The sequence below is a fragment of the Lactobacillus sp. ESL0679 genome, from assembly GCF_029433515.1.
Taxonomy (GTDB): domain Bacteria; phylum Bacillota; class Bacilli; order Lactobacillales; family Lactobacillaceae; genus Lactobacillus.
Window position 1 is genome coordinate 54,497 of the sequence record NZ_JAQTIG010000006.1, and the last position, 14,365, is coordinate 68,861.

The 14,365-nt window shown below is 38.9% G+C and carries 13 protein-coding genes and 1 pseudogene; 8 read left to right on the forward strand and 6 right to left on the reverse strand.

The annotated features are described in order from the left end of the window. Positions 1–256: 256 nt before the first annotated feature. The 7 genes and pseudogenes from PT287_RS07975 to PT287_RS08005 all read left to right on the forward strand — a co-directional run bounded on the left by PT287_RS07975 (position 257) and on the right by PT287_RS08005 (position 7,180). On the forward strand, positions 257–1,021 hold the full coding sequence (locus PT287_RS07975; RefSeq protein WP_277134176.1) for a 1-acyl-sn-glycerol-3-phosphate acyltransferase: 765 nt from the start codon (positions 257–259) through the stop codon (positions 1,019–1,021). 12 nt (positions 1,022–1,033) lie between these two features. After that, on the forward strand, positions 1,034–1,873 hold the full coding sequence (locus tag PT287_RS07980; protein WP_277134031.1) for a glycosyltransferase: 840 nt from the start codon (positions 1,034–1,036) through the stop codon (positions 1,871–1,873). 20 nt (positions 1,874–1,893) lie between these two features. After that, on the forward strand, positions 1,894–2,841 hold the full coding sequence (locus PT287_RS07985; protein ID WP_277134033.1) for a glycosyltransferase family 8 protein: 948 nt from the start codon (positions 1,894–1,896) through the stop codon (positions 2,839–2,841). After that, complete coding sequence (locus PT287_RS07990) at positions 2,838–3,698, forward strand: lysophospholipid acyltransferase family protein (RefSeq protein WP_277134035.1); 861 nt, start codon at positions 2,838–2,840, stop codon at positions 3,696–3,698. Before PT287_RS07985 ends, PT287_RS07990 begins: the two co-directional genes overlap by 4 nt. 787 nt (positions 3,699–4,485) lie before the next feature. Further along, positions 4,486–5,454 (forward strand): annotated as a pseudogene (locus PT287_RS07995) (ABC transporter substrate-binding protein). A gap of 27 nt (positions 5,455–5,481) precedes the next feature. Continuing rightward, positions 5,482–6,399, forward strand: coding sequence for an ABC transporter permease (locus tag PT287_RS08000; protein ID WP_277134036.1), 918 nt, complete (start codon positions 5,482–5,484; stop codon positions 6,397–6,399). Further along, positions 6,377–7,180, forward strand: a complete 804-nt coding sequence (locus PT287_RS08005; protein WP_277134038.1) for an ABC transporter ATP-binding protein — start codon at positions 6,377–6,379, stop codon at positions 7,178–7,180. Before PT287_RS08000 ends, PT287_RS08005 begins: the two co-directional genes overlap by 23 nt. A gap of 241 nt (positions 7,181–7,421) precedes the next feature. Here the strand turns inward: PT287_RS08005 and PT287_RS08010 are convergent, their stop codons facing one another. Genes PT287_RS08010 through PT287_RS08025 form a run of 4 tightly spaced genes read right to left on the reverse strand, consistent with a single transcriptional unit; the run spans position 7,422 to position 10,087 of the window. Continuing rightward, positions 7,422–7,868, reverse strand: a complete 447-nt coding sequence (locus tag PT287_RS08010; RefSeq protein ID WP_277134039.1) for a GNAT family N-acetyltransferase — start codon at positions 7,866–7,868, stop codon at positions 7,422–7,424. 2 nt (positions 7,869–7,870) lie between these two features. Then, positions 7,871–8,590 carry an antibiotic transporter permease gene (locus PT287_RS08015; RefSeq protein ID WP_277134040.1) on the reverse strand — a complete coding sequence of 240 codons (720 nt, stop codon included), beginning with the start codon at positions 8,588–8,590 and terminating at the stop codon, positions 7,871–7,873. Next, positions 8,590–9,321, reverse strand: coding sequence for an ABC transporter permease (locus tag PT287_RS08020; RefSeq protein ID WP_277134042.1), 732 nt, complete (start codon positions 9,319–9,321; stop codon positions 8,590–8,592). The genes PT287_RS08015 and PT287_RS08020 overlap by 1 nt, the downstream gene beginning before the upstream one ends. A 1-nt stretch (position 9,322) precedes the next feature. Beyond that, positions 9,323–10,087 (reverse strand): ABC transporter ATP-binding protein, encoded by a 765-nt coding sequence (locus tag PT287_RS08025; RefSeq protein ID WP_277134044.1) that lies wholly within the window; start codon positions 10,085–10,087, stop codon positions 9,323–9,325. A gap of 182 nt (positions 10,088–10,269) precedes the next feature. Between PT287_RS08025 and PT287_RS08030 the strand changes: the two genes are divergently transcribed. After that, positions 10,270–10,824 carry a GrpB family protein gene (locus tag PT287_RS08030; protein ID WP_277134045.1) on the forward strand — a complete coding sequence of 185 codons (555 nt, stop codon included), beginning with the start codon at positions 10,270–10,272 and terminating at the stop codon, positions 10,822–10,824. Between the two features lie 40 nt (positions 10,825–10,864). Here the strand turns inward: PT287_RS08030 and PT287_RS08035 are convergent, their stop codons facing one another. Together PT287_RS08035 and PT287_RS08040 are read right to left on the reverse strand one after the other, a co-directional pair. Beyond that, positions 10,865–13,645, reverse strand: a complete 2,781-nt coding sequence (locus PT287_RS08035; RefSeq protein WP_277134047.1) for an FtsX-like permease family protein — start codon at positions 13,643–13,645, stop codon at positions 10,865–10,867. Between the two features lie 15 nt (positions 13,646–13,660). Next, positions 13,661–14,362, reverse strand: a complete 702-nt coding sequence (locus tag PT287_RS08040) for an ABC transporter ATP-binding protein (RefSeq protein WP_277134049.1) — start codon at positions 14,360–14,362, stop codon at positions 13,661–13,663. Between the last annotated feature and the right edge of the window lie 3 nt (positions 14,363–14,365).

Consider the following 14,365-nt stretch of genomic DNA (forward strand, 5'->3'; position numbering starts at 1 on the left):
GAAAGAATTTATAAGATGAGCTTAGATTTGTACATGTATGCGGGAATTAATGGTGCAGGGAAATCTTCTTTTGGCTTGATCAAGCTAAAACATATCTTTTAAGTAATTATAATTGGCAAGCCATTCTAAATACTCAAGAGAAAGACTGAGTTCAAGGCCAGTGGGCTGGAGTAAAATTGGAGCTGAAAGTGTAGCTTTTTATTATTAGGCAATTCATGATAAAATTACTTAATAACATTTTTGAAGGAAGGCTTTTATAGTTAAACGTAAATATTATTATCATAACTTAACTGACGATGTCGTTGCCAGCAGCCAGCAAGATTACCACTTATCTGATGATTATCAAATCTTCCCAACTACCCTGACTGGCAAAATATGGTCAGCAAGTATTCGACCACTAGCTCATTTAGTCAGCTTAATCTATCTGCGACTTATCCTTAAAGTGCAGATAGTTGGCAAAGAAAAATTGAAGGCAGTTAACCAGCAAGGTTATTTCATCTTTGGCAATCATACTCAGGCATTTGGCGATGTCGTTTTACCACTAAGGATCATTCCTGCAGGGGATTATTACGCTATCGGCGCACAAGCTAACTGGGGCATTCCTATTTTAGGGAAATTCATCCTACCTTACTTCGGTTTACCTGTTGGCCGTGATTTTAAGCAATTTGACCACTTAGTTAAGGCAATTACCAAGGTAATCAGTGCTAAGAAGGCAGTCGTTATTTATCCCGAAGCCCATGTTTGGCCGTATTACACCAAAATTCGCCCGTTTCCGGCTACTAGTATGCACTTTCCTGTCGCTTTGCAAGCACCGAGTCTAGTTATGACCACGACTTATCATCAGCCTAAACGGGGCAAGCGCCCACGAATTGTGGTTTACCTTGATGGTCCCTTTTATCCTGACACTAGTTTAACTAACAAGCAGGCACAACATAAATTACACACACAGATTACTGCTGCCATGCAACAGCGGGCGGCAACTAGTGATTATGCTTACTGTACTTACCATAAAATAAATTAAGGAGTTTCTTTAATGAATATTCTTTTTTGCGGCGACCACAATGCGGAAGATGGGATACTAATTGCTACCCTATCTTTATTAAAAAATGCTGGTGCCCAAGAACTTCACCTTTATATTTTGACGATGTATACGCAAAGTTATAAGAAAAAGTTCCACCCCTTTTCTAAGCATGCTGCCGATTATCTTAGTTCATTATTAACTAAGAAAAATCCCCGAAATACACTTAAGTTAATTGATTGCACTGGGTTATTTGTTAAAGAGCCGCCGCTAGCTAATATGGGAACACATTTTACACCCTATGCCATGCTTCGGCTATTTGCGGACGAAATTCCTCAATTACCAGCAAGAATTCTCTACCTCGATGCAGATGTTATTGTGCGGCGCGGCCTTACTAATTTTTATCAGCAAGACTTAACAGCTACCGAATTAATTGGGGTGCTTGACTACTGGGGGCGTTTTTTCTTCCATAATCTACACCAGCATAAGGCTTTTGACTATCTAAACTCAGGAGTACTGCTGCTAAATATGCCAGAAATTAGGCGCACACGACTTTTTGCACGAGTTCGGCACCTCTTGCAGACCAAAAATGTTTTTATGCCAGATCAGTCAGCACTTAATCACTTTGCTCAAAGCAAAAAAATTGCGCCACGGCGTTATAATGAGCAATATAAATTAAAACCTGACACTGTCATCCAGCATTTCACTACCAGCTTTCGCTTTTTACCACTATTTCATACCCAGACAGTTAAGCCGTGGGAGGTTGAGCGCGTGCATCAGGTACTAAAATTGCACGAATACGATGACATTCTTAACCGTTATTTACAGCTAAAAGATAATTTAGTACAAGATTAATTTTTATTGGAGAGTAATTTATGACTATTCCCGTTTTTTATTCGATCAGCGATGACTACACCAAATATGCGGCAGTTTCGCTTAATTCGTTAGTTAAGCACGTTAATCCAGACAAAGATTATACTGTTTACTTTCTTAATCAAGACCTATCTGCCACACACCAGCAGGACTTACGAGACATTGGTACAAGTAACGTTCATATTGAGTTTTTCACAATTGATAATGACGTTGTCGCCACCATTCAAAATCGACCGGAGAACTACCTTAAAGCTGATTTTTTCACCATGTCAATTTTTTATCGTTTATTCATTTCTGACCTGTTTCCGCAATATGATAAGGCAATTTATATTGATGCCGATACTATTCTAAATGACGACATCGCCAAACTGTATGAAACCAAACTAGGTAATAATTTATTTGCGGCTTGCATGGATTCTTCAATCCAATACGTCCCCAAAATGATTACTTATATTAAAGAAGTTTTAGCACTTGACCCCAAGAAATACATTAATTCTGGTGTCCTAGTCCTCAACAGCCAAGCATTTCGGGACGAAAAGTTCACTAAGCACTTTACAGCGCTATTAACTAAATATCATTTCGACTGTATTGCGCCAGATCAAGATTATCTGAATGAAATTTGTGATGGACGTATTTTTTATCTTGATCCTAGATGGGATGCCATGCCTAATGAAAATACTGAGCCACTAAAGAACCCCAGTTTAATCCACTATAACCTTTTCTTTAAGCCATGGCATTTTACCAATATTCAATATGAACAATACTTTTGGGATAGTGCGCAAGAGACTAAGTTTTATTCTGAACTAAAAGCAGAATTTGCTAACTACACCGAACGTGAACGCGAGCGTGATAGTCATAAACTTGACTTCATGCTTGCCAAAGAAGATAAAACCATTAACGACCCACAAAATTGGGCACAAGTGAAAAAACAAGGATCAGTTACTTTATGATTATTGGAGACAATCGTGAACGTGTAATTGCTAATATCAAACAGGCAACAGAACGAGGTGACTTTAACGCCAAAGTTGAAGTTGGTGATCCTGTTTTATCCCTGCAAGAACGGACTACATTGGTTAATTCTTTTTGGCAAACACAACAGACCTTTAAAGGCAAACTATATAATAAAGTCGGGCACCTCTTTTTTTATATTTTAACCAGTATTCTAACCGCTTCAACTACCTTTACTGGGCTTGAAAACTTAAATTTGCCACGCGGTGGTGCTATTATCACCACTAATCATTTTAACCAGATTGATTCGCTACCAATTAAGCACCTGGCTAATAAGACCCACCACCAGTTAGCAATCGCTATCGAGGATACTAACTTAAAATTACCCGGCATTTTGCGTTATTTGATGAATTACGTGGGTACAATTCCACTAATTAAAAGAGCTAGTTACATTAGTAATGACTTCCCGCAGCATTTGCACAGTGCTCTAGAAAAAAATCAGTGGGTTTTAATTTATCCTGAACAAGAGATGTGGTGGAATTACCGTAAACCACGTAAATTGCAGCGTGGAGCTTACTACTTCGCTGCTAAACAAAATGTTCCCATTATTTCAACCTTTATTGAGATTCAAACACTACCTAAGTTAGAAAAAGCCCAACCACATTTTCAGCAGACTAAATATATTGTTCACGTTTTACCGCTAATTTATCCTGATACTAGTCTTGATGCAAATAGCGATTCCAAACGTATGATGAAGCAAGATTACCAGCAAAAAGTTGCCGCTTACGAACGTGCTTATCAGCGAAAGCTTGACTATACCTTTACTCCATGGGATATTGCTGGCTGGCTTAAGAGATAAAAGTATATGACTATATAAATAAATGCCATTAAGTTAAGCCAAAAAGCTCAGTTAGTTAACTATAACTGGGCTTTTTGCTTACACTCTGCTTACTGTTTAAACAATCATAATTCCAATAATTTATATAACTGGAGCCATGATATGACTTTTGCTATTGATGTGAGATCTATGTTACTAAATGGTGTTCAATTTATTGAAGATAAAAAATACAGCTTTGTTCAGATCACAATTTACAATAATTGTCTTTGTTGCTTTTTTAGAGGCAATGATGATTATTTTGTTAATTTCATTGACTAACCTCTATCATGTTTCAATTCTGTTTTTCCTATTACACATTGCATTTTATGATATTAGGTTAATTGCCCAAGATACTATTTTTAATTACATTAATTATCTATCATAAAGATTGCAGGCAAGACCTTAACAATCTGAAGTAACAAATCACTCTCATTTGTTGTTGACTTAATTTAAAAAATATCTTATAATTTTCTCATTGAGAGTTGGAGGTAATTCTGATGATTAGTAGAAATTGTCTAAAATTACATTTGAATACTCGTAGCTTCTTTAGCTTCTTTAGATAACGTTTGGATTCATCTAGTTGGATTCAAGCGAAACGTAAGTTTGAATCTATCTATGATGGCTAAAGCAGTTTGTTTGCAATTAGTCACATGATTTCTAAGTGGCTAATTGCAACATTAAATTTAAAATGAATTTTTTAAATATCCACTTAGGAATTAAGTGGGTATTTTTTTATTGAAATATTTCGAAACATGATGGAGGAAAAATAATGCATATTAAAAAAATAATTACCGGAATTAGTTTGGCAAGTTTATTGCTTTTAGGTGGCTGCAGCAGTAATAAGACTGGTAAAAGTGCAGCGGTTAAACACGTTGGTATTTTGCAAGTTGTTCAACACCCATCGCTTGATGAAGCATACAAGGGTTTTAAAGAGGGCTTAAAAGATGGTGGCTATGTTGAAGGTAAAAATCTGAAAATTGATTACCAAAACGCACAAAATAGTCAAGATAATTTAAAGAGTATGAGTGACAAGTTGGTTAATGAAAAATCTGATCTCTTATTGGGCATTGCTACGCCAGCTGCTCAAAGCTTAGCTAATACAACTCAAGATGTTCCGATTGTTGTTACGGCTGTAACTGATTTAAAAGCTGCGAAGTTAGTCAATTAAAATGATAAACCGGGCAAAAATGTTACGGGAACCACCGATATGGTTTCAATTGATAAGCAAATCAAATTATTGTTGTCAATTGTTCCTAAAGCAAAGGCCATTGGTATTATGTACAATGCCGGCGAAGCTAATTCAAAAATCCAAGCTGATTTGGCAATCGCCGCATTAAAGAAGGCCGGGGTTAAGGTCATAGTTAAAACAGCAAATACAACTAACGATGTGCAACAAGTAACAGAAACTTTGGCTGATAAAGTTCAAGGAATATATGTTCCAACTGATAATACTTTTGCTTCTGCAGCTTCACTGATTGGTAAGGTCGTAAAAGAAAAGAAAATCCCGTTAGTAGCTGGTGCAACTGAGCAGGTTAAAAATGGTGGTCTTGCTTCAATTGGAATCGATTATGAATCTCTAGGAAGACAAACAGGTAAAATGGCAGCTAAGATTTTGTCAGACAAGGCAAAACCTCAAGATATGCCTGTTGAAAAAGCTACCAATTTAAAATTAGTGGTTAATAAGAAGATGGCTAAGGCCCTAGGAATTGATCCCAAGTCGATTAAGGCACCTAAATAGTATAGAAAGGCAAGTGGATAAGCAAATATGATGAATACTTTTTGGGATTTATTTCTTTCGGCAACTTCGCAAGGATTGCTTTGGTCCTTGATGGCAATTGGGGTTTACCTGACCTTCAGGATTCTTGACTTAGCAGATATGACTGCTGAAGGCAGTTTTCCTTTAGGTGGTGCAATTACCACAATGTGCTTAATTAACGGTGTTAACCCAATTTTAGCAACACTTGCTGCTTTTGGCGGTGGCATGGTTGCTGGTCTAGTCACTGGTATTTTAAATACCAAGTTAAAGATTCCGGCACTATTAGCAGGGATTGTCACGATGACTGGTTTATACTCGATAACTTCACGAGTAATGCTCAACGCTGCCAATGTTTCGCTTCTGGGCAAGGCAACTATTTTCACTATGGCACAAAACTTGGGCCTGTCTCACAACAACGCCGTCATTGTTACGGGGCTAATTATCTCGTTATTAGTAATTGGACTGCTAGTGATATTTTTTAGAACTGAAATCGGCTTGGCGATGCGGGCAACTGGCGACAATACTGAAATGAGTGCTGCTAACGGCATTAAGACACAAAATATGAAAATCTGGGGCTACATGATTTCTAATGGCTGCATTGCTCTTTCAGGCGCACTGTTAGCTCAAAACAATGGCTTTGCTGACCTCAATTCTGGAGTTGGTACACTTGTTGTTGGACTAGCTTCAATCATTATTGCTGAAGTATTAATTCGTAATTTGGCAATTGGGGGGAGAATGCTGACATTAGTCATTGGGGCAATTATTTATCGCTTGATTTTAGCCTTAGTTTTCCAGATGAACGTTGAACCTTCAGATGCTAAACTCGCTTCAGCTTTAGTGTTAATTGTTTGTTTGGCTTTACCTAATTTTAAATTATCGCGCAAAAATAAAGGGGAGAATAAAAGTGGCTCAAGTACTGAAAATTAAAAATTTACACCAAACTTTTGAACGAGGGACTGTCAACGAAAATCACGTATTGCGTGGAGTTAACCTTGAATTAGAAGCCGGCGATTTTGTAACAATTATCGGCAGTAATGGTGCGGGAAAATCAACTTTGCTCAATAGCATTGCGGGAACTTTACCCATTCAAGAAGGGCAAATTATTTTAAATGGTACCGACATTAGTAAGCTACCCGTTACTAAACGTGCCAAGAATATCAGTCGCGTTTTTCAGGATCCTAAGATGGGAACGGCTGTTAGATTAACGGTTGAAGAAAATCTGGCTTTAGCAATGAAGCGCGGTCAGCATCGCGGTTTTCGTGCTGGTGTTAAAAGACAGGATCGGCAGTTTTTCAAGCGGCAACTTGCTCAGCTTGATTTAAATTTAGAAAATCGCTTAGATGCCGAAATCGGGTTACTCTCTGGTGGCCAAAGACAAGCAATTACGCTATTAATGGCCACCTTGCAACGACCAGATTTAATTTTACTTGATGAACATACGGCAGCGCTTGATCCGCGAACATCGATTACGGTAATGCAATTAACTGAAAAATTAATCAGTGAGCAAAAGTTAACAGCATTCATGGTTACACATAATATGGAAGATGCCATTCGTTATGGTAATCGCCTTATCATGCTTCATCAAGGTCGCGTAGCATTAAATCTTGCTGGAGAAGAAAAGAAAAAAATGACGGTGCCCAAATTGATGGAACTATTCCAAAAGCATGTTGGCGCGGAGTTAAAAGATGATGCAATCTTGCTTGCTTAATTAGTTGTCAATCAATTTTAAACGTATTTATAAAATTTGCTTAATCTAAAAGGCCTTTGCTAATTGCTGTGTAACACAGTTTTTAGTCAAAGACCTTTTTTTGGATTTGCTTAATTTCAGGCTTTATTATAATTTAGGCCAGAAAAGGATTCTTGATAATTTTTTCTGGCATAAAAATCAGTCCTTATTTGTTTTATACTTTTTTTATACTTTTAGCACATATTTAAATGGCATACTGTTTTCAATTGAGCTTGTTTGGTAATCTTTTTGAAAAGCGTTTCTGAGTTTTATCAAAAGAGTAACCGATTTTAGCATAAAATTGATGTGCGCCAGTTCGACTAGTACTCGAATTTAAGCGAATTGCTGTGATTTGCTTTTCGCTGGCATATTCTTCAACTGCAGTCATTAGTGCGGTGCCGATACCGCGGTGTTGTGCATCACTACTTACAGCTAGTGCCATAATGTTGAGCATGAGGTCAAAGTAAATTTCTTGATAAAGTTCTGCGTGGACATAACCTGTGATTTTACCTGCGTGAGCATCTTCTGCTACCAAAATTAAATGGTGGGGGTCAGCGAGCAAATGTTGCATGTTGGTTTGCGTCTTAGTTAGCGGATAGTCATATCCGAGCTGCTCGCAATTTATTTTCTGAATGACTGAACTGTCTGTTATTTTTGCATGTCGAATCATTGTTAGTACCGATGTCCCTTAGTTTGTCGAATTTGCTTAAGTTGAGCGAGATAAGCAATGATGCCGATAAACAACCAAATAATAATTGTAAAATAGCTTGCTGTAAGGGCACCATGTCCAGTTTTAATTAAGTTAACTGGTCCGTAAAAGGGAAATAGCACAGCAATTTTTGCTAGCCAAGCTGGGTAAGCCGTGATAATTACCAAAATGCCGGAAACGAGTTCAATTAATGAACTAAACAGATTTTGGGCAAAATAAGGGTCATTCATCTGCCACGAAATTGTCCAAGCTGTAAAACCTAAAATAATGCCATCAATGCAAAGTAAGGGTAATAGTGTTAAAGCGCGAATGATAATCGCTAGTGGTGCGCCAAAGCAGAAGGCAAGAAAGAGGTTAATTATCGCTAGTAAACAGCCGATGATCAAGGCTACGATTGCTTTACTAAGCCAATAGCGCGGGCTAAAGGGGCGCTGAGTAATCATTTCAAAATCGATGCACAAGTTTGCATCTTTAACCAGTAACTCATTCATTGTTTGTAAGGATAGTCGTGCGGCATCAATTGCAATCGATGCAATACCAACGCTCCAATTAAAAGTCCCAGTGTATTGCGTTGTAATTAGGACTAGCAATAGGAGGTCGATGAGCGGCGTTAAGAAAAAGTAAACTAGTTTTGTGCGCCAGTTATTTAAGAAAGATAGTGAAGAAAATTGGGTAGCAATCATTAGAGAATCTTCAGAGCTCCTTTCTTTCTAGCCAAAAAGTTAACTCTTTGAACAATAATATTAATTAAAAGCAGCCATAGGCAAAGACTTACGCCGTACGACAACCAGTTAAAAGTGACTTGTCGAGTTAACGTTGCAATGGGTGCAGTGATTGGAATTAGCCATTGTGAAAAATTAGTTATAGGTTCTAGAATTTTGCTATTGCCAAATAAGCCAGCTAACAAGACAATTGGTGTTCCAATTAATGTTTCGTAGACCATTGCATCGGCTGTTAATGTTAAAAATGAGGCAATTAGCATTCCCATGATGGCTGCGCCAAGCCATAACAGAAAAATAGTCAGGATTAATTGTAAATTTATGCTGCCGGTAGCAACGCCAAGTATTTTGGCTAATAAAAAGCTGAGCGGAAAGGCACACAGGCCATAAGCAGAAGCGGGTAATAGGAGTGTGATTAGGGATGCACGCTCATCGTATTGATTGTTCAATAAATAAGGTAGAGTTCCCTTGTATTTTTCAAAGCTGATGCAGCCAGCGACTGTTGTACAGGATGACCACATCCCAAAAATGCCGCTTTGCAGCCACAACATGGGATTATCCAAGTTATGATTGGCGTAGGCAATGGTGTACTGCATTAAAAAAATCGCGGTAGTGCTGGTAAGTGTCAACCAAACAAAGTATTGGTCAGACAGATAATCTTTAAAGTGAAAGAGGAATAAACGAATAAAACGCATGTTACTTCCTCCTTAACTGTGGTGCTAAGGCTAAGTAGGATTCTTCTAGCGTTGCTGGTCTGTCAATGTGACTGACTTTTGACAAGTTAACAATATCGTTAACACTACCAGTGGCAAAGACTTTACCGCCGCCGAGTAAAACAATGTGGTCAGCCAAGGTTTCAACCTCGCTCATTGTATGGCTAGTTAGTAAAATACTGATCCCGCTATTTGCCAAATATTTAATTGTGTCACGAATGCTCTTGGCAATTTCAACATCAAGCCCACTTGTTGGTTCATCAAGTAAGAGCAAATTAGGTTGACCTAAAAGTGCTCGGGCGATATGTAATCTTTGTGTCATCCCTTTTGAAAATGTGCCAGCCTTTTTGTCAGCAACATTTTCTAAGTCCACAATTTCTAGAACGCGTTTAATTTCATCTTTTTGCTGGCGATAAGGAATTTTGGCTAAGTCGGCAAAGAAAGCAAGGTTTTGCCTAGCAGTTGCGTTGCGATAAAAGCCCAATTCGCCACCAAAAGAAACGCCCATTCGTGGTCGTCTTTTTGCAGTAGTAATTTCTTGGCCATTAACAAATACTTGCCCAGAAGTAGGAATTAAATAGCCACCAATAATTGATACGGTGGTGGTTTTGCCAGCACCATTAGGTCCTAAGAGCGAAACAATTTCGCCTTTAGCAATTGTAAAAGAAACGTCAACAAGTGCGTCAAATGACTGTTGTCCGTTTTGATAAATCTTTTTTAAGTGTTTAACTGATAATATATTTTCCAAAAAATTATTCTCCGTCAATTAAGTTGTAATTTGATCAATCACTAAAAAGGAAGGTGTGATTATCGATCGGATGATTACAGGTTAATTTGAAGAACAAATTGATGTAACATTAAGTCTATGAGAAAAATTATAACATAGTTTTATTTTTGTGCTAGATCTTTTTAATAAATAAGGAGGATGAGATGACATCATTTAAGTATTTACAGCACGTAACGATTGGTAAAGTGAAAACAAATCAGCCAATTAAATTAGTTGATGATGATTCTACTTGGCCGCAGAAGTTTGCGTGGGAACAAAAGATGATTAAACAAATGCTTGGCAAAACAGCTTTAAAAGTTGAACACGTTGGTTCAACTTCGATTATTGGGCTTGCTGCTAAACCAATTATTGATATTTTGTTGATTGTTCCAGAACCTGCGGATGAATCGGCTTATTTGCCTCAATTAGAGCAGGTAGGTTTATTTTTACGGATTCGCGAGCCAGAGCAAGAAGAGCACAGGATGTTAATTGATCAAAATGAGCAGTTTCACGTGCATGTATACGGACCAGATAGTAAAGAAGCACATGATTTATTAGCTTTTCGCGATTGGCTGCGCAATAATCCCGCTGATCGATTAAAGTATCAGCAGACTAAACAAAAATTAGCTCAAAAGTCTTGGACGACTGTTCAAGAATATGCTGATGCCAAGGGTCCCGTAATAGCAGAGATTAAACGGCACATTGATCAAGATTCATAAAAAAAGAAGAATTTCTTATTTAGGAAATCCTTCTTTTGGTTTAATCAACAGACTTTAGAGCTGCCAACATGTCAAGATTTTTTAATTTATGATTAACAATAAAGCCGAGTGCAATCGTAATTACCCCGACAACGCCTAACGGCCAAAGAAAACTATCGGCAGACAATGCTGGGTTAAACATGACATTTGCTGGCGGCACAACATAGAGAATGTATTGGTAAAGCAAGTCGCCTGTCAAGTAGCCGACCAAAATTCCGATACAAGTCAGCAATATTGTCTCGCGATAAATGTACATTGTTACTTCATTATCATAAAAGCCAAGGACCTTAATAGTTGAAAGCTCACGAATCCGTTCGGCGATATTGATATTAGTTAAATTGTACAAGATTACGATTGCGAGCAATCCCGCTACAATTATCAAGACAAGCATAATCATATTTAGCGATTGGACGACGACATCAAGTTCCTGACTGATTGCGGTATTTTGAACGACGCCGCTCACACCATTTAATTTCATAAACTTAGCAGCCATAGTGCGAGTATTTTGACGTGAGCCATTTTTGAGAATGACAAGGTTGGCATTAGGCTTAAATCGCCTGCCAAAGATACTTTGGTAAACCGCCGGCGTCATCAATGCAAAGTGCCCCATGTACATTTCTGTAATTGCGGCGACTTTCATTGTGCGCTGGTGATTATCTTGGTCGGTTAGAGTAATGTGCTTGCCAGCTTTAACTCCTAATAAATTAGCAAGTCGCTCCGAAATCACGATTCCTTGATTAGTCAATGAGATTGGTCGTTTAGTTTGGCGCTGGTCTAAATACAGATACTGGTGAAATTGTTTCTTGTCTTGTGGCACAATCATTGTGATGTCTTGTGTGTCCCCATTTTTGCCAGCAATTTTGGTCAAGGACTGATAATAGATTGGCATTTCTTGTTTGACGCTAGTATCTTTGAGCTGGCGATTTAATGTTGTCTTTTCACTAGCGGAAATCGGCGATTGTTGAGCAACAATCAAGTTGTAGTGGATGAGGTCATTGAATTGGCGGTCATTCATGTTGCTGATTGAGTTTTTTACGGCAAAACCAGTAAAGAGTAGAGTAGCAGAGCCACAAACACCAAAGATGGTCATAAGCATGCGCTTTTTATACCGAAAAATGTTGCGCGCAGTGACTTTATGGGTGAAATTGAGATGCTGCCAAATGAACGGGATTTTTTCTAATAAAATTTTGGAACCCGCAGATGGTGGCTTGGGCAACAAGAGTGCTGCGGGTTTTTCCTTAAATTCATTTCTAGCGGTTAAGTATGCTGGTAAAACCGAACTGACCCAAGCAAGAAGGAGCGCAATTAGACTGATTTGCCAGTGAAAATGTTCTTCAATTGGCGGCAAGGTTAGTGACTGATAATAAGCATGGTAAACAATTTGGGGCATTAATGTGTGTCCCAAATAGACACCAGCAATTGTCCCGAGCGTTCCCGCAAGAAAGCCATACAGAATGAACTTATTAATGATGACATAATCGTCATAGCCGAGGGCCTTCATAGTGCCAGAGTTGATTCGTTCCTCATCAATGAACCGGTTCATCGTTGTGAAGGTGACTAGTGCGGCAACAAAATACAGGAAAATAGGAAAGACTTTGGCAAGGTCCTCAACGACTTGTGCCACCGTGCTGTATACAAGGTCGCCTTCGCCACCAGGTATTTCGCGACGATTATAAACGCGATAGGTAGGTGCTGGCAATTTATCAAGCAATTTTTGTGATTGCCTAATTTGGTGCTCGCCAGCCGCCAGTTTGATTTTTGCTTGGGCAGCAGCGTGAGTTAACTGCTGTTCTTTTTTCTGTAATAGTTGCGTCTTAGCCGTTAATTCCTGCTTAGCTGCAGTTAATTGCGCTTGCTGAGCGGGTGCAAGATTGTTAATTTGGCTGGCCTGAGCTGTAAGCTGCGTTTGCTGCAGCTGTAGATCCTGTTTCGCAGTAATTAAATTTTGCTGTTCAGTTTGAATTTTGCTTTTAGTAGCTGTGATTTTAGTTGTTTGCGCCTTTAATTTTTGCTGAGTTGCGGCAACAATTCTCCGTTTGCGTTTAGGAGCTTCAGTCTTTAGAGTGTGTTCAAGTGTGCGCTTGTGGTCGTTAAGTCGAGCGGCATAAAGCTTGCCATAAGAATCAATTCCGCGCAGATTGCGATAAGTTAGATTAGCCGTTGTGTAGATACTCTGGTCAAAATCGGCGGGCAGAACAACGGCGTATCCCTTTAATTCGCCCGTGCCACTATTGCTTTGACCAAGATTGATATTAGATAATATTTGGCTGGAGCGAATAAATCCCACAATCTTAAATTGGTGCCGCCGCAACATTTTTGTACCTAAGAGACTCTTCTTTTCGGTAAAAGCAATTGTCTGACCTAATTTGTATCGTTTTTGAAAATGCGCAGCAACGGCAATTTCATCCTTGGCTCGTGGCAAACGACCAGAGCGCAGTTCGTAGCGACCAATCTTTTGCGGTTTTGAAAAAAGGCGCCAGCTTTCATGGCTATTTTTTAACACAGCGTCTGTCATGTAGCCAAATTCGACAGTTTGGCTCCCAGCAGCGTGCCGGATTTTCTTAGTATCCTGTTTATCTAAGCCATAATTGCTGATAACTGTTAAATCCGGTGTCTTGAGCGTTTGAGCATAATGATTTCCTGTGTCGCGCATGTCTGGTCCTGTGACCATCAAGCCTACGAGAGCGAAAGCACCAATCATCATTAAGCCAAAAATCGATAAAAATTGTCCTTTAGTATGCTTAATTGACTGCCAAAAATCTTGCCAAACCACTTTATTCATCGTGATGCGCCTTCTTTACCATTTAACATTGGCGATTGCTTCAGGGTTGGGATTTTGTTCAATTTGTGTAACTTGGCCATCGTGAAAGTGAATCACACGGTCAGCAATTGGCGCAATGGTGCTGTTGTGCGTAACAATAATCACCGTTGCGCCTTTTTCCCGGCTCATATTAGCAATAATTTGTAAGACACTCTTCCCAGTTTCATAATCTAGAGCACCAGTTGGCTCGTCACAGAGCAAAATTTTGGGGTTCTTAGCGATTGCACGGGCAATTGCCACGCGTTGCTGCTCACCGCCAGATAGTTCAGCTGGAAAGTTATTGATGCGCTTTTGCAAGCCAACATCAATCAATGTTTGTACCGGATCTAATGCGTCCTTAACGATTTCTGAAGCAAGTTCTACATTTTCTTTAGCCGTCAGATTTTGAATTAAGTTATAAAATTGAAAAACAAAGCCAATGTCATTTCTGCGGTACGTGGTTAATTGCCGTTTGTTATACTTGGCGATATTCTGACCATCAATGATGACGTCGCCGCTAGTGTTGGTATCCATCCCACCCAAAATATTAAGAATAGTGGACTTGCCGGCACCAGATGCTCCCAGAATAATCGCGAGTTCACCCTTTTCAACAGAAAAACTAACATCATTATTGGCCAATACTTCTGTGTCACCAGTTTGATATTTTTTAAAATTATGTCTTACCTCAATGTAGCTCATGTA